Below are 20,352 nucleotides of genomic sequence, written 5' to 3'. Positions count from 1 at the left end.
CGCCTTCAGCCTCAGCCGCCGCGCAGGTTACCGAGGCGCGGCGTGCTGCGGCCCAACGGCATCTTCAGCTTGCCGATGGACAGGATGCGGCTTTCGGCGATGCGGTCGGCGGCGCGCTGCGGTGCGATGTTCTCGCGCTGCGACAGTTCGAAGATGCGGGTGAGGTTGTGATAGATGCTGCGGATCAGGCGCATCGCGCGTTCGCGGTTGTAGCCGTCGATTTCCAGCGACACGTTCATCACGCCACCGGCGTTGACCGCATAGTCCGGTGCATACAGGATGCCGCGTGCGTGCAGCTGGTCGCCGATGTCCAGGCTCGACAGCTGGTTGTTGGCGGTGCCGCAGATGATCTTCGCCTTGATCCGCGGCACGGTGTCGGCATTGATCGCGCCTTCCAGCGCACACGGTGCGAACACGTCGGCGTTCACTTCGTGGATCTCATCGGGCTTGACCGCTTCGGCGCCGAAATCGCTGACCGCGCGATCGACCAGGGTGCTGTCCAGGTCGGTCACGTACAGCTTGGCACCGCGGTCGCGCAGCAGCTTCACCAGTTCCATGCCGATGTGGCCCAGGCCCTGCACGGCGATGCTGGTCTTGCCCACTTCCTCGTGGCCGAACTTGAAGCGCATCGAGGCCATCAGCGCCTGCAGCGCACCGTAGGCGGTGAACGGTGCCGGATCACCCGAGCCGCCGTGGACCTGGTGCACGCCGGTCACGAACTGGCTCTCCAGGTAGATGTTCTCCATGTCGTTGACGTCGGTGCCGACGTCCTCGGCGGTGATGTAGCGCCCGCCCAGCGAATCCACATAGCGGCCGAAGGCGCGGAACAGCACTTCGGTCTTGTCGGTCTTGGGGTCGCCGATGATCACCGCCTTGCCACCACCGACGTTGAGGCCGGCCAGCGCATTCTTGTAGGTCATCGTCCGGCTCAGCCGCAGCACGTCGGCCAGCGCCTCGTCGGTGCTGGCGTAGGGGCGCATGCGCACGCCGCCCAGGGCCGGGCCCAGGGTGGTGTTGTGGATGGCGATGATCGCCTTCAGGCCGGCATCGTGGTTGTGGCAGAACACCACTTGTTCGTGGCCGGTGGTGGCGAGGGTTTCGAATAGCATGGCGTCTCCGATGGCACGAACAGCGGCGAATTGCAGCGAACGGCCAATGAACGGTAGGGTCCCAAAACAAAAAAAGCGACGTCGTCGGTGCAGGGGGACGGGTCGCGCGGCGCCATTCTAGTCCATTCCCCCGGCGCTTGCCGTCGACAACGGCGGCGGTCCGGTTAAAGAAGATGAAAGTGCGGCCGATGCTGCGACGACGGCCGGCGGCCGGATCGGCGTGAAGAGGCAGGCGGTCAGTGACGGCAAGGGCACCACAACAACAGGGCAGGCAGCGATGACCGCGGCGTGGTGGCGACGCCTGCGCGGCTGGCTGGCGCGTTCGACCGGGGCCGCACCGTCGCGTCTGGCGGCCGTTTCGCGACAGGCGGTGGCCGCCGCAGCGGCCAGCCTGCAGGGCGAGGCCTTGCCTGCGGGCGAGATCGCCGGGCACCTGCAGCGTGGCCTGCACGCGCTGGCGTTGTACCCGCGGCTGGCCGGCGAGCCGGAACCGGCGCAGAACGCCGGGCTGGCCGATGCGGTGGCGCGCGCGCTGCAGGCCCGCGACTGGGCGGCCCGGCAGTTGCCACGCCGGCCGCAACTGCTGCCTCAGCTGATCCAGACCGTCAACGATGACGCTGCGTCTGCACGGGTGATGGCGGCGATCATCGGCCAGGACCCGGTGCTGACCGGCAACCTGCTGCGCATCGCCAACAGCCCGGCCTACAAGGTGCACGAACGCCCGGTGGAGAGCCTGCAGCGGGCGGTGACCCTGGTCGGCACCGAAGGCGTGCGCCAGATCATCAGCGCCGTGCTGGTACAGCCGGTGATGCAGGTGCAGTGCGAGGTGTTTCCGCAGTTCAGCGCGATCATCTGGGAGCACGCCCTGCTGGCCTCGCGCGCCGCCGCCGACCACGCGCGCACGGTCACCTTCGGCGATGCATTCGCCGCGCAATGGCTGGGCCTGGTGCAGGGGTTGGGTTCGGCACTGGTGATGCGCCAGCTGCTGCAGGAGGCACAGGCGCGCGGCGAAAGCGTGGAGCCGGCATTGGCCCTGCAGTTGCTGCAGCAATGGTCGTTGCCGCTGGCCCAACGCGTGGCTGCGGCCTGGGAGCTGCCCGAACCGGTGCATCAGGCGCTGGCGCCGGAGGCCGAGGGGCCACTGGCCGACAGCCTGCGCCTGGCCAGTGCCGCCGCAGCGGCCAGCCTGCTGTGCCGCCATGGCCACGCCAGCCAGAGCCGCATGCTGGCCCTGCTGGAGCAACTGCCGTCGGCCCCGCCGCATGCACTGCGCTGGATCTGGCGGCGCCTGCACGGGCGCAGCGTGGAAACGCTGGATGAAGCCGGGCAGGAAGAGGCCGGCCCAGCCCCTTGACACCTACAGCTGCGATTCCACCGGCAGCCAGCTGATCACCCGCGCGGTCCAGCGCTTGCCCAGGCTGGCACCGGGCTCGGCCTCCACCCAGTGCGGTGGCGGCTGCCGTTCCAGCCAGCGCAGCCTGTCGTTGTGGCCCAGGGCCAGCCACCAGCTGTGCGCAGGGTCGGCCAGGCGCAGGTACTCCTCGCGCAGCTGCGCCCCGAGTACCGGATCATCGAACAGCACGCCCATCTCGGTGTTGAGGTAGGCCGAGCGCGGGTCGAGGTTGAACGAGCCGACGAAGCCGCGCCGGTCGTCGACCACGAATGCCTTGGTATGCAGGCTGGCGCCACTGCTGCCGAACAGGCTGGTATCGGGACGGCCGTGCGCCTTCAGTTCGTACAGCTGCACCCCGGCCTGCAGCAGCGCAACGCGGTAGCCCATGTAACCCCCATGCACGGCGGCCACATCGTTGGCGGCCAGCGAATTGGTGACCACACCGACCTGCGCGCCAGTGGCGGCCAGTGTCGACAGCGCATGCACGCCATCGTCGCCGGGCACGAAGTAGGGCGAGATCAGCAGCGCGCTGCGGCGGGTGCTGCGCAGTTCCTCGCTGAGCGTGCTGACCAGCCAGCTGCGGCGGTCATCGTCGCGATGCTTCATCGGCGGATCGGAGGCGATGCGGACCTCGGCGCTCCAGTGCAGTGGTTCCGGGCTGGGCCGCTGCAGCAGGCGCGAGGCTGCCACGCGCTGCAGGTAGGGCTGGGCCTTGGCCTGCATCGCATCCAGGTCCGATTGGCGCACCAGTTGCCGCAGCTGCGCATCGGTGTAGGACGCCAGTGCGGAAATCGGAATCGCCGCGCGGCTGTTCCAGTAGTCGTCGAAGATCCGGTTGGCCTGCTGTACCGCCGGCCCGGCCACCACCAGGTCCAGGTCCTGGAAGTTCACATCATCGCGCGCACTGAAGTATTCCTCGCCGATGTTGCGGCCGCCGACGATGGCGATGCGGCCATCGGCGATCCAGCTCTTGTTGTGCATGCGGTGGTTCACGCTGAAGGCGCGTTGCACCAGTTCCAGCGTGCGGGCGATGCCGCTGCGGTTGCGGAACGGGTTGTACAGGCGGATCTCGATGTTGGGGTGCGCATCGAGCGCCATCATCAGCGCGTCCTTGTCCTTGGCATTCATGTCATCCAGCAGGATGCGCACGCGTACACCGCGCTCGGCAGCGTCATACAGCGCCTTGGCCATCAGGTGGCCGATCAGGTCGTCGTGCCAGATGTAGTACTGCAGGTCCAGGCTGCGGCCGGCGTGTGCGGTGATCATCGCGCGCGCGGCGAACGCGTCCATGCCATCACTGAGGAAGGCCACGCCGGACTTGCCGGGATGGGCATCCTGCAGTGGCACGATCTCCCGGTCGATGCGGGTCTGCGCCGGCTGCAACGGCAGCACCTGCGAGGGCGCGCCCTGCGCCTGCGGCGTGAGATGGTCGGCCAGCAGCAGGCCGGACAACACCAGCAGCAACAGTGCGGCGAGGAGGAGTGCGGCGATGCGCAGCAGGCGTCGCCACAGGGGCTTGGGTAGGCTCATGCCCCGATGGTAGAGCCACGCCATGCGTGGAGGAATGTCTGCAGGATCGATCCGGGGTCAGAACCGCTCGTCGCTGCCCAGGTAACGCCACTGTCCCGGCGGCAGCGGCCCCAGCGCCACGCGTCCGATCCGCAGGCGGCGCACCGCCATGACCTGCAGGCCGGCAGCGGTCACCGCCACGCGCAGGCCTTTGGCGGTCAGCCCCTTGCCGGCAAAACGCAGGCGCAGCTCGCTCTGCCAGCTCACCTTGGCACCGCCGGATTCCTGCTGCAGGCGCGCCAGCAGCCACGGCCCGCGCTCGGGCCCGCCTTCGGCCACTTCGATCAGGTACTCCTGCTCGGTACGGCCCAGGTTGCGCTGCAGGTGCGCCAGCGTGGCCGGATCCTGGCTGACCACCACCAGCCCGCTGTCGCTGGCCGGAAGCGCGGCGGCCAGCCGCAGGCCATGGAAATGCCGTTGCAATGCGCGGGTGCCGCTGGCATCGAGTTCGCTGCGGCTGTCACTGCTGACCAGCGCGCACAGCGTTTCGGCGGCGACGCCGGCCGGCTTGTGCAGCAGCATGCTGACCCGTTCGGCCTTGTCGTCGCTGGCCTGCTCGGCCACCACGATCACCGCGCTGTCATCGACCGGCCGCTGCGGTTGCTCCACCACCTCGCCGTTGACCGAAACCCAGCCGCCCTCGATGTAGCGCCGCGCCTCGCCGCGCGGGATCCCGAGCAGGGCGGACAGGTGTTTGTCGAGACGGGTCGGTTCCATGGCGGGCAGGTCGGGCAGGGGGCGCGCAGTGTAGCTGCTGCGGCGGGTCAGCGCTGGCCGCGGTTGGCCAGCTCGGTCAGGTACAGGCGGGTATCGAACTCCAGCTGCAGGTAATCCGGTTCCATGTGCTGGCACAGCTGGTAGAAGGCCTTGTTGTGGTCGGCTTCCTTCAGGTGCGCCAGCTCGTGCACCACGATCATGCGCAGGAACGCGGCCGGTGCCTGGCGGAACACGGTGGCGATGCGGATTTCGCGGCTGGCCTTGAGGCGGCCGCCGTGCACGCGCGAAATGGCGGTGTGGGTGCCCAGCGCGTGCTTGATGACCTCCAGCGTGTTGTCGTAGCAGACCTTGTTCAGCGGCACCGATTTGCGCAGGTAGCGGTCCTTCAGATCCTGGGTGTAGTCGTACAGCTGGCGATCGCTGCGCACCTCGTGCGGGTCGGGGTAGCGCTGCTGCAGCCAGGGGCCGAGCCTGCCCTGTGCCAGCAGTTCGCTGACCTGGGCGACCAGGGGGTCGGGATAGCCGGTGAGGTACTTCAGGACTGCCATGCAGGGGCGGCGGGGCGTCGGTAGAATGGGGCATCCAGATTACACGCGGTACGCATCGACCATGGCAAAGCCCAACGCGCTGCAGGAACAATTGCTCAAGGCCGGCCTGGCCAGGAAGTCGCAGGCCAGCGCCGCCGCGCGCGAGCAGGCCAAGGCCCGCCAGGGCAAGGCCGAGTCGGCGTCGGCCGAGGTCCAGCGCGAGGCTGAACGTGCCCGGGCCGAGAAGGTCGAGCGTGACCGCACGCTGGCGGCCGAGCGCAACGCCCAGGTCCGCCAGGCTGAACAGAAGGCGCAGGCCCGGCAGATCATCAGCGCCCACGCCGTGCCTCACAAGGGCGATGACGAGTACCGCTTCAGCGACGGCGCGGCGATCCGCACCCTGTTGATCGACCCCAAGCTGCGCAAGGCGCTGTCGGTGGGGGTGCTGGTGATCGTGGCCCACGGTGACGGCTACGCGCTGCTGCCGCGCGCCGCCGCAGAGAAGGTGCGCGAGCGCGCCCCGGAGGCGATCATCGTTGACCACGGCCAGCCGGGCTCGAGCGCCGAGATCTCCACCGGCAACGCCGAGGACGACGCCTACTACGCCCAGTTCCAGGTACCCGACGACCTGGTCTGGTAAGGCGCGGCTGAACCGGCCGCTACGCCCGCCGGGCATGGCCCGGCGCTACCAATTGCGGCGCGGTGTATCGTCCCCATATCGGGCGACACACCTGCGGAGGATGGCCATGGCCACCGGTTGGGCGGGAGACGGCGCGGTCCAGGACCAGATCGACGCCACCGTTGACGATGCGATTGCCCGTGCGCGGCGCCAGCTGCGCCACGGTCCGGGTCTGGAACACTGTGAGGAATGCGACGCGCCGATCCCGTTGGCGCGGCGTCAGGCCGTGCCCGGTGTCCGGCTGTGCGTGGCGTGCCAGCAGGCGCGTGACGACGAAGAACAGGCGCATGCCGGCTACAACCGGCGTGGCAGCAAGGACAGCCAGTTGAGGTAAAGGTTGTTCGGCAGGGCTGCGCCCTGCACCCGCCGAAGCCTTCAAGCCAAGGCAGCAGCAACAGCAAAAGCTGGCATTCCGTGGGGTGGCGGGGCGGTGTCGGAGTGCGGGGACGCCGCAAGTACGTCCTTGTAGGCTTGGCAGCCGCATCCATGCGGCTGACACCCCGCACTCCGACACCGCCCCACCTCCGACAGATTTCCGCGATCGGGTACATCCCGCCGTGCGTGGATAAATTTCCATCGAAATCGAAAATTTCGATATCGGAATGATTTGAGCCGAGCATGGCTCGGCTCTACAGAAGAACGGACAGCTCGCGGAAATCTGTCGAAGGCGGGGTGGGTCCGGTTGAGGGGGCGTGAGCCGCATGGATGCGGCGACCGAGCTTACATGGACGTACTTGCAGCGTCCCCCTCAACCGGACCCACCCCGCCATCCCACCGATAGCATGCTTTTGCCATTGCCGTTGCTCCGAGCAGGTGCAGGGCGCAGCCCTGCCGAAAACCCCACCCTCAGCCGTCGCCCTGGATGCCGCCGGGGGCCTGCGCCGGGTCGCGCCAGCGGCGCACCGTGCGTTGGAAGAACAGGTTGTTCGGTAACTGCAGCACCGTGCCTTCGTGGCCGTCGCCGGTCTCCTGCAGCGTGGTGTAGATCAGGTTGACGTCGATCACCCGGCCCTTCAGGCCCGGCTTTTCGCCGTTTTCCAGCACCTCGATGTAATCGTGCAGGCGGAACGGGCGGGTGGTGAAGATCAGCAGCGTGCAGAAGATGTTGGACAGCACGCTCCAGGCTGCGAAGAAGGCCACCGCACCCACCGCGGCGAAGCCGGTGAAGGCGGTCCACAGCACTGACGGCGATGCCCCGAGCAGGCTGAGGATGTACAGCAGGGCGCTGAAATAGACCACGAAGCTGATGATGCGGCGCGCGCCCATCACCATTTCCGGTGGCAGTGTGTAGTGCTCGGCGAAGCGCCGGATCAGGTGACGGGCGAGCACCCGCAGCAGCCAGGCCACCAGCAGCACCAGCACGATCTGCAGGGCGACGCCTGCGTAGTTCAGCCACGGGTGGGTCCAGGCCGGCAGGTGATCCTTCAGCGACAACATCATGGGGGCGACAACAGGTGGCGATAACGGCCCTCGATGTTACCCGCCGCGTGCCGGTGTTTCGACCATTGGTGTCCAAGCCAGGCAGACCAGCGCCTGGCGATGCTGGTGCAGGCAGGCGCGGCCGGCGTCGGTCCGCAGATGCAGCGACAGGCCCAGGGCCTGCAGCACGACGCAGGCCGCGATCACCAGCAGGGCGGCGCAGGTTGGGCTGGACATGACAGGACTCCACAGGAGGTTTTCAGCAGGGACTTCCCATGGATGCAGCAACCACCGGAAAGGTTGCATCGCTTCACGCGAGGATCGGCTCTAAACCTTTTCCCGGCTCGTTGCATCCAAGCGATATGCTCGACACCACCATGCCCGCGCCGCCTGCCGCCAACGATGCCGTCGATGAACCCGCTTTGGTTCGGGCGGCCGCCGCCGGCGATACGGCCGCCTATGAACTGCTGTACCGGCGCCACGCGCCACGCGTGTTCGCCGTGCTGTGGCGGCTGTGTGGCGGCCAGCAGGCACGTGCCGAGGATGCATTGCAGGAAGCCTTCCTGCAGGCGTGGAAGGCGCTGCCGGGGTTCCGTTTCGAGAGCAGCCTGTCGACCTGGCTGCACCGGCTGGGGGTCAACGCCGCACTGATGGAACTGCGCGGTCGCGCCGCCGGGCAGGACCACGACAGTCTGGAGGATGTCGACGGCGGCCTGCAGGAACTGGCGGTGCATGACCGTTGCGCGGGCACCGAGCGTGACCTGGAGCGCGCATTGTCGACACTGCCACCACGGGCGCGTGCGGTACTGGTGTTGCACGATATCGAAGGCTGGAAACACCAGGAAATCGCCGAGCAGCTGCAGATGGCTGTCGGCAGTTCCAAAGCACAGTTGCATCGTGCGCGCGGCCTGTTGCGCGCACGGCTGGGAGACATGACATGAGTACGCACGACCACGATTCCGACTCCGACCTGCAGGCCCGGCTGCGCGCGCTGCCCAACGAGCGCGATGTGCCGGCCGATGGCTGGGCACGCCTGTCGGCCCGGCTGCCGCCACGCCAAGCGCAGGCGGCTCCGGTGACCACCGGCAACGTGGTGGCGCTGCCGCGACGTTCACCGAGCCGCGTCTGGTTGCCGTTGGGCGCAGCGCTGGCGGCCAGCCTGGCGCTGTATGCGGTGGCGCCGTGGCGCCATGCGCCGCCGGACGCGCCGGCGCCGTCCCCCCTGCAGCTGCAGGCGGCGGCGATGACCGAGCAGTACCAGCAGGCCGTTGCGGCGCTGCCCGATGGGCGCGCACCGGAATGGCAGCCGGCGCTGCATGAACTGGATGAAAGTGCGGCGCAGATCCGGGCCGCGCTGGCGCAGGATCCGCGCGCCCCGCACCTGCTTGGCCAGCTCAAGCGCACCTATGCGCTGCGGCTGGAACTGACCCGGCAGGCGGCCTATGCCGTCGAGTCCGGCCTGACGACCTGAGGAGACCCCCCATGACCCGAACCCTGATGTCCTGCTGCGTCGCGCTGCTGCTGGTGCCTGCCGTGGCGCTGGCCGACACCCGCATCGATGAACGCCACACCCTGGCCACAGGAGGGCGCATTGAACTGAGCAACGTGGCCGGCAAGGTGACCGTGCGCGGCTGGGATCGCAATGACGTGCAGCTCACCGGCACGCTCAGTGACGGCCTGCAGCTGCGCCAGGAGAAGAGTGCCAACCGTGTGCGCTGGGAGATCGAGTACCCGCGTCGCAACAACAATGGGGGGGCGACGCTGGTGCTGAACGTGCCGCGTTCGGTGGAACTGCTGCTGAACACGGTCAGTGCCAGCCAGGACATCGCGGGCATCGACGTACGCCGCCTGCAGGCCGACACGGTCAGCGGCAGCCTGTCCGCGTCCGGGCGCAGTGGCGACAGCAAGCTCAATACGGTCAGCGGCAGCGTCAATGCGCGGTTGCAGACGCCGAAGCTGGACGTGAATACCGTCAGCGGCCGGATCGAGGCCGGGGGCGGCGTGTCGGGCGATATCGGGGCGCAGACGGTGTCCGGCCGGGTCGAGGTCGACGCCGGTCGCGTGCAGCGGCTGGCGGTGGAAACGGTGTCGGGCAGCATCGATCTGGCCGCGGCCGGACTGGCGCCGGGGGGCCGTATCAGCGTTGAATCGGTGAGTGCCTCGGTCAATCTGCGGCTGCCGCGCACGGTGTCGGCACAGCTGTCGGTGAACAGCTTCAGCGGTTCGATCAACAGCGATGCCGGCCAGGTGGAGCGGCCGCGCTATGGCCCGGGCAGCCATCTGGATACGCGGCTGGGCGGCGGTGATGGCGACATCCGCATCCAGTCGCATTCGGGCAGCGTGCAGGTTCGCCTGGACCGCTGAGCGCGATCGGGCAGGCCGCGGCGGCAGCGCCGCCGCGGTCGGAGCGGGGTCAGCTGGCTTTCTTCAGCGCCCAGGTGGTGCCGAGGACTTCGATCTTGCCACCGGCCTTGCGGAACGCAGCCAGGTCCGAAGCGATCGAATCACTGCTGACCACGGTGCTGGCGGCCGCGCCCTTGCGTTCGCTGCGGATGCTGTTGCTGGCCTTCGCGGGGGTCTTTGCCTTGCGGGGCATGGTTGCTCCTGTCAGGTGGAAGGGGAGGAAAGCGCCCAGGCATCGGCCTGGCGCAGGTAGTCCTGCCGCTCGCGGCGGCAGTCATCGCCGCCCATCGAAAACTGGCGGCAGATCGCCGGGCGCTGCGAATAGATCGTGCAGCGCAGGTGATAGGGATCGATCGCCGCGCACCAGCCTTCTTCGTTGCGCGCCATCACGGCACGGCCGTGCGCGTCGCGCGAAAGGAACTGGCCGGGCACCTGGTCGCCGGGCTGCAGCAGCACGGGCAGCCGGCAACAGACCGCGTCACAACGGCGGCAGTCGATGGGTGCAGGTGCTGCGTCAGGTTGTAAGGCCTCTGGGGCCTGGCGGGTGCCCAAAGCGGGTCTCGATGGCGGCTCCGGTGGTACGCGGACCATGAACGAGCCAGGAAGGCATGGCCGCTAGGCCCGCAGGGCGGGCCGGGCTGCACGGTAGACACACACCGGCGTGGCCGATGGAAGGTGCAGCGGAGTTCTAGCCGACCAAGAGTAACTTAGGTCGCGTAACGTTTTGTTAATCCTGGCTGGCTGCCGCCAGCGCCAGGCCCTGCACCACGCCCAGCGAGGGCTCGCCGTGGACCATGCGGGCGCCCGGGAAGGCCGCCGCCACAACCTGGCGCAGGTAGCCGGCGCGGGACATGCCGCCGGTCAGGAACACCGCATCCGGGTCGCCACCGATGTCACTGCGGACCTGGGCCAGCAGTTCGCGGATCTGCTCCAGGTAGCCATGGGCGGCCGTGGCCAGGCCCTCGGCGCTGCTGTCGGCATGCAGGTCGCGGGCGATGTAGTCCAGCGTGCTGCGGTGTTCGCTGGCAGCGCTGAGCGCGATCTTGGCGCGCTCGACGTCGCGGTACAGGCGCGCGGTGTTGCCGGTATCCTGCAGCGCCTGCAGGCGGTCGCCCCACGGTGCGTCCACATGATCGTACTTGTGCTGGCGGAAATCGCGCTGGCGGGTCATGTCCTGCACGGTGGCCGCTTCCACGTAGTGGTGGGCGGGCACGCGGGTGATGCCGCGGCCGAACAGTGGCATGTAGCTGGACAGGCTCAGCGCAAGGTCGATATCGGTACCGCCGCGGGCGATACCCCAGGCGCGATGGATGCGCGGGGCGTCGTCGCCGCCGACTTCGGCGTGGGCAATGTCGGTGGTGCCGCCGCCGATGTCGACGATGACCGCTTGGTGCCGCTCGCGGCTTTCAGCGTGGTAATGCATGGCCGCCGCAGCGGGTTCTTCGAGGAAGTCGATGTGATCGAAGCCGGCCTGGGTGGCCGCTTCGCGCAGGATGTCCAGCGCCTGGTCGTTGCCGGCCGCACCGATCGAGCTGCGGAACTGCACCGGACGGCCCAGCAGTGCCGCGCGCAGCGGCTGGCCGAGCTGGGCGCTGGCGGTCAGGCGGATGTGTTCGAGGATGTGCGCGGCGATGCCGGTAATGGTCTGCTTTGCACGCGGGTGCAGGTTGTAGCCGAGCATTGATTTCGGGCTCTGCACGAGGTTGCCTTCGTGCTCCTCGAAATAGGCTTCCAGGGCCTCATCGCCGTAGACGGCGTTCTGCAGCAGGTCGCTGGCGCTGCGTTCCTTGCCGGCGCGCGCTTCCATCCATTCCCGGCGCAGGGCGCGCAGGGCTTCGCGGCGCAGCGCCTGCGGCGTGCGTTCCTGGCCGGCGGCACGCGCTGCGCGAGCGGCGCTGTCGATCATCTGCTGCAGCTGGTGTTCCTGCCCATCGTCGAGCTGGAAGTCGTCCGGGTCGGGCACCACGCCGGGGAAATACACGCTGGTGCGGAACTGCTCGGCATCGCCGAAACGGATCGGCAGCAGCTTGCCCTCATGCACAATGGCGGCGGCGGAGTTGCTGGTACCGAAGTCGATGCCGAGGCGCATGGGGCGTTCCGGGGGGCGGGCGGGGGCCGCGCACTCTGCGGCAGTTCGCTGCCGACTGCAAGTTCCAACGCCGCCCCGTTCCTGGCTGGGCCTGCGAGCCGCTGGACCCCGCCCGGAAAATGGGCATGCGGGCCGGGCGGTTACAATGGCAGCTGTTGATTCATTTTGAGGTACTTGCCGATGTCTTCCGTCCCCGCCTGCCCGCAGTGCACCCTTGAAAACACCTACGCCGATGGCGCGCTGTGGATCTGCGCCGACTGCGGCTTCGAATGGACCGCCGAGGAAGGCGCCGGTTCGACCCTGGTCGTGCGTGACAGCAACGGCAACACGCTGCAGGCCGGTGACACCGTCACTGTGATCAAGGACCTGAAGGTGAAGGGCTCTTCGATCCCGCTCAAGCAGGGCACGGTGATCCGCAACATCCGCCTGGTCGAGGACGATGCCGAACACATCGAAGGCAACTCGGACAAGATCAAGGGGCTGGTGCTCAAGACCTGCTTCCTCAAGAAGGCCTGAGCCCCTTCAGCGCCGCACCTGCTGCTGCGCGCGCCAGCGGGCCAGGCTGTCCAGTTTGGCCTGGTAGCGCGCCTGCTGCTGCGCACCGCCCAGTTCCTGGGCGCGCAGCAGTTCACGATCGGCGCGCCCGAGCTGGCCGGACAGGAAGTACACCCGCGCCAGCCCGAAGTGGAACTGATGGGCGGTCTCGTACAGGCGCACGGCCTGGCGGTAGTAGCGGATGGCATCGTCCAACCGGCCGGCACGTTCGGCCTGTGCGCCGAACATGTACTGCGCGAACGGATCCTCGCGTTGCACCGAGCGCAGGCGCTGTTCCAGCGCCTGTGCCTGCACCACCATTCCCAGCCGGCGGTACAACGCGCTGACGTTGCTCAGTGCCGCATCCTGGCGCCCGTCCAGGTGCAGGGCCATTTCCAGCGCACGGCGTGCCGCAGCGGTATCGCCACTGCGGTTTTCCAGCACGCCCAGGTTGTTCCAGGTGGCAGCGAAGGTGTTGTCCTGCGCCAGCGCAGCGTTGAAGAACGCGTGTGCGCCCTCCAGATCGCCACTGGCCATGCGCTCGGCGCCGCGGTTGTTGTAGAAGTGCGCCAGCGCCCGCGACGCGCTGATCGGTTGCGGGCCGCGACGGTCGTACAGCACGTTGCGATCCAGGTCGACGGTGGCGAAGCGACCGCCGAAGCCGACCCCGGCATTGACGTGGCCGACGCTGTAGACAAACCCCTGGTCCTGGTCCTGGTACCAGGACACCACCTGGCCGACTTCCTGCACACGCGCCTGGATGCCGGCTTCGCGTGCCAGGGCCACGAACATCAGCGTGAACGCCAGGCAGTTGGCACGGCGCTGCTGCCAGATTTCGGCGACGGTGAGGGTGGCATCGGCGTCGTACTGCAAGTCCAGTCCATGGCGGTCGAAGATCATCTCGACCAGCCCCTGCAGGCGCTGCTCGCGCGAGAAGCCACGACTGATCACCTGGGTGCGCAGCATCTCGCGCATCGCCGGCGGAATTTCCGAGACCTGCGACGGCGCTGGAATGACCACCGCGGCGCTGCGGGTGGCGGAGGCGGCAGCCGGGGCGTCCAGCGCGAAGGCGGGCGCTGCGGCCAGCGCGGCCAGCACCATGACCAGGCATCGGGCGGCAGGACGGTACATGACGGCTCCCGGCAGCGGCGGCGCTCCCGCCTGCGGCGAGTGTAGACCCGCCGCTGCACGGGTGCAGCGACCGTTGGTCGGCGCGCGCGTTCATCCACAGCGGATGTGGACCAGCACTCGACAAAGCTGTGGACAACCGTGCCAGGGCCACGCAGGGCAAGCGTTGTGAGTGCATGGTGAAAAACTCGCCAGCTTGCCCGGGGCCCGCGCAGGCGGGATGATCCGGGCATGGACTTCTCACCGCTGGCACTTGCCCCGGCGCAGTGGCAGGCATTGCAGGACAGTTATGCAACGCCGCCCCGGGCCTACCATCACTTCGGCCACGTGCGCGCCGTGTTGCAGCACTGCCAGGAGGTGGCCGACGGCCCCGGATGGCAGCAACCGGCCGAGGTCTATCTGGCCGTGCTCTACCACGATGCGATCTATCAGGCCGGTCGCAAGGACAACGAGGCCCGTTCGGCACAGCTGGCACTGCACGCGATCGCGCAGGCACCGGACCTGGCCGGCATCGATGCCGGGCGGGTGGAGCAGCTGATCCTGCTGACCGCCCGCCACGGCGAACTGGGGCCCGACGACGTCGATGCCGAAGCGGCGCTGTTCCTGGATTGCGACATGGCGATCCTGGCCGCGCCCGAACCGGTGTTCAGCGCCTACGACCGTGGCGTTGCCGAGGAGTACAAGGGCGTGGTGCCCGGCTTCCTGTACCGTGCCGGGCGCCGCCGCTTCCTGCAGGGGCTGTTGCGTACCCCGCGCATCTTCCTCAGCGACTTCTTCCACCTGCGCCTGGATGCGGCGGCCCGCGAGAACCTGCGCCGCCAGCTGGGCGGCTGAGTGGGGCCGTTACACTGGCGCCTGTTTCCCCCATGCCGCGTGCCACTGTGTCTGTTCCCGATCCCGATCTCGATCCCCGTCCGCTGCCGCCGGAAGAGCCAGGTCCCAACGAATGCTGTGGCAGCGGCTGCCCGCTGTGCGTGCTGGATCTGTATGCCGACGAACTGCAGCGTTACCGCAAGGCGTTGGCGGAATGGCAGGCACGACATCCGGAGGCCGCGCCATGAGCCGTGCGCGCCCGGCAGCGCTGCTGGCACTGGTGGCCCTGCTGGTGTTCGTGGCTACCGCGGTGTGGACCCAGTTCGCGCGCACCGACCTGGACTGGGTACGGGCCACGCTCAGCCTGTACCTGCATGGCCCGTGGGGGTTGGCGTTGCGCGCGGCGTACTGCCTGCTGGCGCTGGCCATCTCGGTCCTCGGCATCGCGCTGTATCGCGCCAGCGTCGGCCCACGCCGCAGCGCCGCCGCCCCCCTGCTGTTTACCGTTTCCGCGCTGGGCCTGGCCACCGTCGCCATCGGTGACAGCTGGTTGCCTGAGGCGACCCCGCTGCTGGCGCCCTTCATCCATGGCCTGGCGGCCAACACGGCGTTCCTGTGTGCCAGCGTCGGCATGCTGCTGCAGGCCTGGTACCTGCGCCGCGAGCCCGGCTGGAAGACCGCGGCCGGCCTGCTCTGGGGCTGGGCCTGGCTGGCGTTCGTGCTGTTGTGGCTACACGTGCTGTGGCGCGCCGGGCCGCCGCGCGGGTTGGGGCAGAAGGCGGTGATCGCGGTGATCGTGGGCTGGCTGCTGTACCTGGCGTTGACGTTGTACCGGCGCAGCCGCCGCGCTGCGGCCCACTGAAGCCCCAACGGCCCGCACCGGTACGTGCCGTGCACGTGGCGGCGGCGTATCGTGTGCGCATTCCATCGGGGATGCGACATGAAGCGTGCAGGGCTGGGCAGGGCAATGGGTGTGGTACTGGCGCTGGCTGCGCTGCCGGCGATGGCAGCAGGCAGCGTTCAGCAGTTCAGCCACGGGCGTTTCGACCAGATTCCGGTGCACATGCCGGCCGGTACACCGCAGCGCGTGGTGATCTGGTTCCATGAACCCAGCACCGGCGGAGATACCAGTCGCCTGCCCATCGAAGCCCTTCGCGCCGACGGCGCACTGGTGGCTGCGGTGGACATCGCGCACCTGCGTGGCGTCCTCAAGCGCGAAGGCGACCCGACCTGTTCGTTCGGCGCCGGCGACGTCGAGAACTTCTCGCGCTGGCTGCAGGCGTCGCTGCATCTGCCGGGCTACCACCTGCCGCTGGTCGGTGGTGATGGCGAAGGCGCGGAGATGGCCTACACGCTCGCCGCGCAGGCCGACACCCAGGTGTTTGCCGGCCTGCTGACCACCGGCTTCTGCCCGGACCACAGCCACGAGCGCATGGTCTGCGGCGACGGCGTGAAGCACAACACGTTGCAGCCCGCCGAGTTGAATTTCCCGTGGCTGAGTGCTGCGGGCGACCACGGCTGCAAGGTCGGCGAGGCCAGCCGGTTCGTGCAGCAGGTGGCAATGGCGCGCGAATTCAAGCGCACTGCGCACGGCGATGCCTCACCCGGGCTGGTCGCGGCGGCGCGGGTGATGGGAGCGCAGGCGGGCGTCAGCCTGGCGCCACCGCCGGCGGCATTGAAGGGGCTGCCGGTGGTGGAAATGCCCGCCACCGGCAACGGCGATACGCTGGCCGTGTTCGTCTCCGGCGATGGCGGTTGGGCCGGCCTGGACAAGGAGGTGGCATCTTCGCTCAACGAGCATGGTGTGGCCGTGGTCGGCATCGATTCGCTGCGCTATTTCTGGAGCGAACGCACCCCGAAGGGATTCGCCGCCGACCTGCAGAAGATCATCGATCACTACCGGCAGCAGTGGCGGCGCGACAAGGTGATGCTGATCGGCTTCTCGCAGGGCGCCGATGTGTTGCCGGCGACGATCAACCAGCTCGATTCCGCTTCCCGGGAGGCGCTGGAGCGCATCGTGCTGCTGTCGGTGGGCAAGAAGGCCGACTTTGAATTCCACGTCAGCAACTGGCTGGGCGGCGGCGGCGGCGGGCTGCCGATCGCACCGGAAGTGGCGAAGCTGCCGGCCGCCAAGACCCTGTGCGTGTATGGGCAGGATGATGATGACGCGCTGTGCCCAGGCCTGCCGGCCAACGATGGCGTGCAGAAGGTGAAGCTGCCCGGCGATCACCACTTCAATGGCGATTACGACCGCCTGGCCGACGTGATCCTCAAGGGCGGCGCGTAAAGCGGAGGGCGTGCGAACCAACGGTTCGCATCCACCAGAGCGAGCCGGTAGCGCAGGGCCATGCCCGGCGACAAGCGGCGCGTCAGTTCCGCCGCGGATCCAGCGAGATCAACCGCGTGGCATCCAGCAGCGCCGCCGGCAGATGCATGCCGCCCGGCGCGGCGAGGTAACGCGGCCGCCACTGCGGATCGAACTTGGACTTGAAGCGACGCAGCCCACTGAACCCATAGAAGCGTTCGCCGTGCCGCGCCAGCAGGCCGGCCAGGCGGTTCCAGCGCCCGGCCAGGCGATGCTGGGCCAGCCCGGACAACGGCGCCATGCCCAGCGAGAAACGCGCATAGCCCTGCGCGCGCCCCCACAGGAACAGTTCGATGAAGAGGAAGTCCATCGTGCCCTTCGGTGCTTCGTTGACGTGGCGCATCAGGTCCACCGACAGTTCGGCACCGGCCGGTGCCTGCCACAGGTTGGCGAATGCGACGATCTGCCCTTCGGCCTCGACCAGGGCCACCGGGAAGCGCACCAGGTAGTCCGGGTCGTAGCTGCCCAGCGAGAAACCCTTCTCGTCGCCGGCCTTGTCTTCCAGCCATGCGTTGGAGATCGCGTGCAGGCGCGGCAACAGGCTGGGAATCTCTTCGGCAGGCGCTACCCGGAACGACAGCCCGCTGCGCTTGCCGCGGTTCCAGGCCTGGCGCAGGTCGGCGCGCTCGCGGCCTTCCAGGCCGAAGTCGTGCAGCGGCACCATCGCTTCCTCGCCCAGCTTGACCAGGCCCAGGCCGAGGTCGAGATAGGTCTGCCAGTAGGTTTCGCCCACCTGGTAGAACACCGGGCGCAGGCCAAGCCGATCGGCTTCCTCGCGGAAACGCCAGATCAACGCGCGCGCGACCTCCGGCGGTCCAACCGGATCGCCCATCGCGATCAGCGAGCCGCCATAGCGCTGCATCATCACAAAGCCCTGCTTCGCATCATCGCGCAGCACCGCCTTGTCGGCGGTCAGCACCAGGCAGGCCTGGGTATCGGTGGCGCCGGCCAGCACCGGTGCCAGCGCCTGCAACGTGGCCTCATCGGCGGCGGGCAACGGGCTGCGCGTGCTGTGCAGCAGCCGCGCCAGGCCGAACATCACCAGCGCAATGGCCACCACCAGCAGCGCACGCAGCGCGCGCGGTGCGTTGCCGGACAGCGCGAACTGCCACCACAGCTCGTTCTGGTATTCGACATGGCTGTAGGTGAAGAACAGCAGCCAGGTGACTGCCACCAGCACCAGGCCCAGGTTGCGCAGCCAGGGCCAGGACCAGGCTTCATCCAGCAACGCGCCCTGGCGGTAGAACTCGCGGCGCGCGGCCCACAGCGCCATCGCCACCAGCAGTGCCGAGACCGCGATCAGCGGTTGGCCGCCACGCAACCACAGCGGCAGCGGCGTGATCACGCACACCGCCATCGCCAGCATCCACGCCGCGTGGCTGCGCCGGGCCAGGCCCTGGCCGATCAGCAACAAGGCGACGCCGCTGAGGCTGCCGATCAGGTGCGAGGTTTCCAGGATCGGCAGCGACGCATTGAGCAGGTGGCGGCGTGGGGTCGGCAGGGTGCCGTCGATGACCAGCGCAGCACCGACACTGAACACCGCCAGCGCGATGATCTGCGGCAACCAGGGGCGAAGCGCGTTCCAACCCGCACGGGTGGCACCGGCGCTGGCCTGCAGCGGTTGGCGCAGGGCCGGTGCCAGCGCCAGCAGGGTGGCCAGCAGCAGCGGCAGCACGTAATAGGTGACGCGGTAGATCAGCGCGGCCGCCAGCACCGCAGCCGGCGCCACCTGCGGCAGCAGCTTCAGCAGGCTCCATTCGAACACGCCCAGGCCGGCCGGCACGGTCGACACCAGGCCGGCCAGCACCGCCACCAGGTAAAGGCCGACGAAGCCGGGCAGGCCGGTCGGTGTCGAATCGGGCAGCAGCACGTAGAACGCGGCGCTGGCCAGCACCAGTTCGATGACGCTCAGCACGGTGACGCCGATCATGGTGCGGCGGTCGGGCAGCCACAACGCATGGCCGAACACGCTGAACTGGCGTCCCTCGCGACCCACCAGCAGCAGGGTGGCCGCGTAGGCGAGCAGGGCGACGATGCCGACCACGCGCACCGCATCGGGATCCAACGGCAGTGCCAGCGCCGCAGCCGCCGGTTCCATGCACAGTGCCACGCTGATCAGCAGCCACGCACCGAACACGAAGCCCAGCGTGCTCATCAGCACCACCTGGCCGATCTGCGCCAGGTCCAGGCCGGCCGTGCGATAGCCGCGCAGGCGCACCGCGCCACCGGTCAGTGCAGCAAAGCCCACGGTCTGGCCCAGGGTGTGCGCCAGGAACGCGGTGATGCCGATGCGCGCCGGATGCACGCGGATGCCGCTGCGGCGCAGGCCGATGGCATCGAAACCGATCAGGCAGGCGTAGCTGGCCAGGCCCAGCACCACGGTGAGCGCGATCTGCGTGCCGCTGAGCTGGTGGAAGGCGTGGCGGATGGCACGGTAGCCATTCTCGTCGAACTCGTTGGCCAGGCCGTGCAGCGCCAGGGCGAGGATCAGCAGCGGGACGACGATGGTCAGCACCCGCTTCCATGCCGGGGTGGAGGGAGCGGTGGCGGGGTCGGTGGTTTCGGTCATCGGCGCAAGCGTGCGTCAGGGAGGGCGAGGGCAGTGTCAATGCAGGCGTGGCGCATCGTGCGCCTGTCTTCGGCATTTGACCAGCGGCGGTGTCGGAAGCGGGTAGTGACCGCGTGTGCAGGGGTGTCCTGCACCCACCGTTGACCGGTTTGGAGGACAATGCAGGCCTGATCACCCGCAGGAGCCACGCCCATGATGGAGCGTTACGACGTCGGACCGCGCATGTCCGAAATGACCGTGTACAACAAGGTTGCCTACCTCTCCGGCCAGATTCCGGAGGACACCAGCCAGGACATCACCGGGCAGACCCGGCAGGTGCTGGCCGAGATCGACAAGCTGCTGGCGCTGGTGGCCAGCGATCGCCAGCACGTGCTGCGCGCCGAAGTGTTCCTGGCCGACATGGCCGACTTCGACGGCATGAACAAGGCGTGGGATGAGTGGGTGGTGGAAGGTGCGACCCCGGCCCGTGCCACGGTCGAGGCCAAGCTGGCCCATGCCGAATGGAAGGTCGAGATCGTAGTGACGGCGGCGGTGCCGTAATCCTGTTTAGGGTCAGAGTCGTTTTCTGCGAAAAGGCTCTGACCCTTCTGTGCCGCGGGATCGGATCCCTTACAGGGGCAGCATCTCGATGCAGTCCACCGGGCACGGCGGGATGCACAGCTCGCAGCCGGTGCACAGATCGGCGATCACCGTGTGCATGTACTTGGCACCGCCGACGATGGCGTCGACCGGGCAGGCCTGGATGCACTTGGTGCAGCCGATGCAGTCGGCTTCCACGATCAGCGCCACCTGCGGCGCCTTGTGCTCGCCGCGCGAACGGTCATACGGCAGCGCCGGCACGCCCAGCACCTGCGCCAGTGCACGCGCACCGGCATCGCCGCCCGGCGGGCAGCGGTCCACCGTGGCCTCGCCCCGCGCCATTGCCTGGGCGTACGGGCGGCAGCCGTCGTAGCCGCACTGCCCGCATTGGGTCTGCGGCAGCAGGCGGTCGAGGCGTTCGGTCAGGGGCGGGATCAGGCTCATGCGTGGCGAAGGCTG

General features: G+C 68.5%; 24 protein-coding genes. 12 read left to right on the top strand and 12 right to left on the bottom strand.

What is annotated here, in order from left to right; all coding sequences use genetic code 11:
* Positions 1 to 11 precede the first annotated feature (11 nt).
* Positions 12 to 1,109 carry a Glu/Leu/Phe/Val dehydrogenase dimerization domain-containing protein gene (locus AC5YGJ_RS08825; RefSeq protein ID WP_107231160.1) on the bottom strand — a complete coding sequence of 366 codons (1,098 nt, stop codon included), beginning with the start codon at positions 1,107 to 1,109 and terminating at the stop codon, positions 12 to 14.
* A 277-nt stretch (positions 1,110 to 1,386) separates the two neighbouring features.
* Between AC5YGJ_RS08825 and AC5YGJ_RS08820 the strand changes: the two genes are divergently transcribed.
* The gene (locus AC5YGJ_RS08820) at positions 1,387 to 2,463 is read left to right on the top strand and encodes an HDOD domain-containing protein (RefSeq protein WP_496186308.1); all 1,077 of its coding nucleotides are present in this window, start codon (positions 1,387 to 1,389) and stop codon (positions 2,461 to 2,463) included.
* A 3-nt stretch (positions 2,464 to 2,466) separates the two neighbouring features.
* Here AC5YGJ_RS08820 and AC5YGJ_RS08815 read toward each other — a convergent pair whose 3' ends face one another.
* From AC5YGJ_RS08815 to AC5YGJ_RS08805, 3 genes are read right to left on the bottom strand one after another with little or no spacing between them, the layout of a single operon-like run.
* Complete coding sequence (locus AC5YGJ_RS08815; RefSeq protein WP_496186294.1) at positions 2,467 to 4,056, bottom strand: phospholipase D family protein; 1,590 nt, start codon at positions 4,054 to 4,056, stop codon at positions 2,467 to 2,469.
* Positions 4,057 to 4,089: 33 nt separating this feature from the next.
* A complete protein-coding gene (locus AC5YGJ_RS08810; protein ID WP_496186293.1) occupies positions 4,090 to 4,788 on the bottom strand; it encodes an RNA pseudouridine synthase in 699 nt (232 codons plus the stop codon).
* Positions 4,789 to 4,835: 47 nt separating this feature from the next.
* Positions 4,836 to 5,336, bottom strand: a complete 501-nt coding sequence (locus AC5YGJ_RS08805; RefSeq protein ID WP_309340153.1) for a M48 metallopeptidase family protein — start codon at positions 5,334 to 5,336, stop codon at positions 4,836 to 4,838.
* 61 nt (positions 5,337 to 5,397) lie between these two features.
* On the opposite strand from AC5YGJ_RS08805, the gene AC5YGJ_RS08800 reads away from it, so the two are divergent.
* Positions 5,398 to 5,955, top strand: a complete 558-nt coding sequence (locus AC5YGJ_RS08800; protein ID WP_309340155.1) for a DUF2058 domain-containing protein — start codon at positions 5,398 to 5,400, stop codon at positions 5,953 to 5,955.
* Between the two features lie 106 nt (positions 5,956 to 6,061).
* Positions 6,062 to 6,328, top strand: coding sequence for a DksA/TraR family C4-type zinc finger protein (locus tag AC5YGJ_RS08795; protein ID WP_496186292.1), 267 nt, complete (start codon positions 6,062 to 6,064; stop codon positions 6,326 to 6,328).
* A gap of 512 nt (positions 6,329 to 6,840) precedes the next feature.
* Here the strand turns inward: AC5YGJ_RS08795 and AC5YGJ_RS08790 are convergent.
* Together AC5YGJ_RS08790 and AC5YGJ_RS08785 are read right to left on the bottom strand one after the other, a co-directional pair.
* Positions 6,841 to 7,434 carry a mechanosensitive ion channel family protein gene (locus tag AC5YGJ_RS08790; protein WP_249843256.1) on the bottom strand — a complete coding sequence of 198 codons (594 nt, stop codon included), beginning with the start codon at positions 7,432 to 7,434 and terminating at the stop codon, positions 6,841 to 6,843.
* A gap of 36 nt (positions 7,435 to 7,470) precedes the next feature.
* Entirely contained in the window at positions 7,471 to 7,650 is a 180-nt protein-coding gene (locus AC5YGJ_RS08785) for a hypothetical protein (RefSeq protein WP_309334577.1), read from the bottom strand.
* Between the two features lie 125 nt (positions 7,651 to 7,775).
* Here AC5YGJ_RS08785 and AC5YGJ_RS08780 point away from each other — a divergent pair, with 125 nt between their 5' ends.
* From AC5YGJ_RS08780 to AC5YGJ_RS08770, 3 genes are read left to right on the top strand one after another with little or no spacing between them, the layout of a single operon-like run.
* Positions 7,776 to 8,354: an RNA polymerase sigma factor gene (locus AC5YGJ_RS08780; protein WP_032965935.1), complete on the top strand. Its 579-nt coding sequence runs from the start codon at positions 7,776 to 7,778 to the stop codon at positions 8,352 to 8,354.
* Positions 8,351 to 8,884 (top strand): hypothetical protein, encoded by a 534-nt coding sequence (locus AC5YGJ_RS08775; RefSeq protein WP_496186291.1) that lies wholly within the window; start codon positions 8,351 to 8,353, stop codon positions 8,882 to 8,884. The genes AC5YGJ_RS08780 and AC5YGJ_RS08775 overlap by 4 nt, the downstream gene beginning before the upstream one ends.
* 11 nt (positions 8,885 to 8,895) lie before the next feature.
* The gene (locus tag AC5YGJ_RS08770; protein ID WP_496186290.1) at positions 8,896 to 9,777 is read left to right on the top strand and encodes a DUF4097 family beta strand repeat-containing protein; all 882 of its coding nucleotides are present in this window, start codon (positions 8,896 to 8,898) and stop codon (positions 9,775 to 9,777) included.
* A 49-nt stretch (positions 9,778 to 9,826) separates the two neighbouring features.
* Here the strand turns inward: AC5YGJ_RS08770 and AC5YGJ_RS08765 are convergent, their stop codons facing one another.
* From AC5YGJ_RS08765 to AC5YGJ_RS08755, 3 genes are all read right to left on the bottom strand, one after another.
* Positions 9,827 to 10,009, bottom strand: a complete 183-nt coding sequence (locus tag AC5YGJ_RS08765) for a hypothetical protein (protein WP_005410566.1) — start codon at positions 10,007 to 10,009, stop codon at positions 9,827 to 9,829.
* Positions 10,010 to 10,020: 11 nt separating this feature from the next.
* Complete coding sequence (locus tag AC5YGJ_RS08760; RefSeq protein ID WP_106551109.1) at positions 10,021 to 10,314, bottom strand: YkgJ family cysteine cluster protein; 294 nt, start codon at positions 10,312 to 10,314, stop codon at positions 10,021 to 10,023.
* Between the two features lie 229 nt (positions 10,315 to 10,543).
* Positions 10,544 to 11,905, bottom strand: a complete 1,362-nt coding sequence (locus AC5YGJ_RS08755) for an Hsp70 family protein (protein ID WP_249843260.1) — start codon at positions 11,903 to 11,905, stop codon at positions 10,544 to 10,546.
* Positions 11,906 to 12,085: 180 nt separating this feature from the next.
* Between AC5YGJ_RS08755 and AC5YGJ_RS08750 the strand changes: the two genes are divergently transcribed.
* A complete protein-coding gene (locus AC5YGJ_RS08750; RefSeq protein ID WP_249843261.1) occupies positions 12,086 to 12,421 on the top strand; it encodes a zinc ribbon domain-containing protein YjdM in 336 nt (111 codons plus the stop codon).
* 6 nt (positions 12,422 to 12,427) lie between these two features.
* Here the strand turns inward: AC5YGJ_RS08750 and AC5YGJ_RS08745 are convergent, their stop codons facing one another.
* A complete protein-coding gene (locus tag AC5YGJ_RS08745) occupies positions 12,428 to 13,570 on the bottom strand; it encodes a transglutaminase domain-containing protein (RefSeq protein ID WP_496186289.1) in 1,143 nt (380 codons plus the stop codon).
* A 228-nt stretch (positions 13,571 to 13,798) separates the two neighbouring features.
* Here AC5YGJ_RS08745 and AC5YGJ_RS08740 point away from each other — a divergent pair, with 228 nt between their 5' ends.
* The 4 genes from AC5YGJ_RS08740 to AC5YGJ_RS08725 all read left to right on the top strand — a co-directional run bounded on the left by AC5YGJ_RS08740 (position 13,799) and on the right by AC5YGJ_RS08725 (position 16,667).
* A complete protein-coding gene (locus tag AC5YGJ_RS08740) occupies positions 13,799 to 14,401 on the top strand; it encodes an HD domain-containing protein (protein ID WP_249843263.1) in 603 nt (200 codons plus the stop codon).
* 32 nt (positions 14,402 to 14,433) lie between these two features.
* Positions 14,434 to 14,628, top strand: a complete 195-nt coding sequence (locus AC5YGJ_RS08735) for an oxidoreductase-like domain-containing protein (RefSeq protein WP_249843264.1) — start codon at positions 14,434 to 14,436, stop codon at positions 14,626 to 14,628.
* Positions 14,625 to 15,242, top strand: a complete 618-nt coding sequence (locus tag AC5YGJ_RS08730) for a DUF998 domain-containing protein (RefSeq protein ID WP_309334543.1) — start codon at positions 14,625 to 14,627, stop codon at positions 15,240 to 15,242. Before AC5YGJ_RS08735 ends, AC5YGJ_RS08730 begins: the two co-directional genes overlap by 4 nt.
* 78 nt (positions 15,243 to 15,320) lie before the next feature.
* On the top strand, positions 15,321 to 16,667 hold the full coding sequence (locus AC5YGJ_RS08725) for a virulence factor family protein (RefSeq protein ID WP_496186288.1): 1,347 nt from the start codon (positions 15,321 to 15,323) through the stop codon (positions 16,665 to 16,667).
* 82 nt (positions 16,668 to 16,749) lie between these two features.
* Here the strand turns inward: AC5YGJ_RS08725 and mprF are convergent, their stop codons facing one another.
* The gene (gene mprF / locus AC5YGJ_RS08720; RefSeq protein WP_249843266.1) at positions 16,750 to 19,314 is read right to left on the bottom strand and encodes a bifunctional lysylphosphatidylglycerol flippase/synthetase MprF; all 2,565 of its coding nucleotides are present in this window, start codon (positions 19,312 to 19,314) and stop codon (positions 16,750 to 16,752) included.
* A 192-nt stretch (positions 19,315 to 19,506) separates the two neighbouring features.
* Here mprF and AC5YGJ_RS08715 point away from each other — a divergent pair, with 192 nt between their 5' ends.
* Positions 19,507 to 19,854, top strand: coding sequence for a RidA family protein (locus AC5YGJ_RS08715; RefSeq protein WP_049426796.1), 348 nt, complete (start codon positions 19,507 to 19,509; stop codon positions 19,852 to 19,854).
* Between the two features lie 69 nt (positions 19,855 to 19,923).
* Here AC5YGJ_RS08715 and rnfB read toward each other — a convergent pair whose 3' ends face one another.
* Positions 19,924 to 20,337, bottom strand: coding sequence for an Rnf electron transport complex subunit RnfB (rnfB, locus tag AC5YGJ_RS08710; protein WP_249843267.1), 414 nt, complete (start codon positions 20,335 to 20,337; stop codon positions 19,924 to 19,926).
* Positions 20,338 to 20,352: the final 15 nt, after the last annotated feature.

Source organism: Stenotrophomonas sp. CS3K5 (assembly GCF_059515225.1).
Note: the sequence above shows the minus strand (reverse complement) of the source record. Positions and strands in the feature narration are given on the sequence as shown.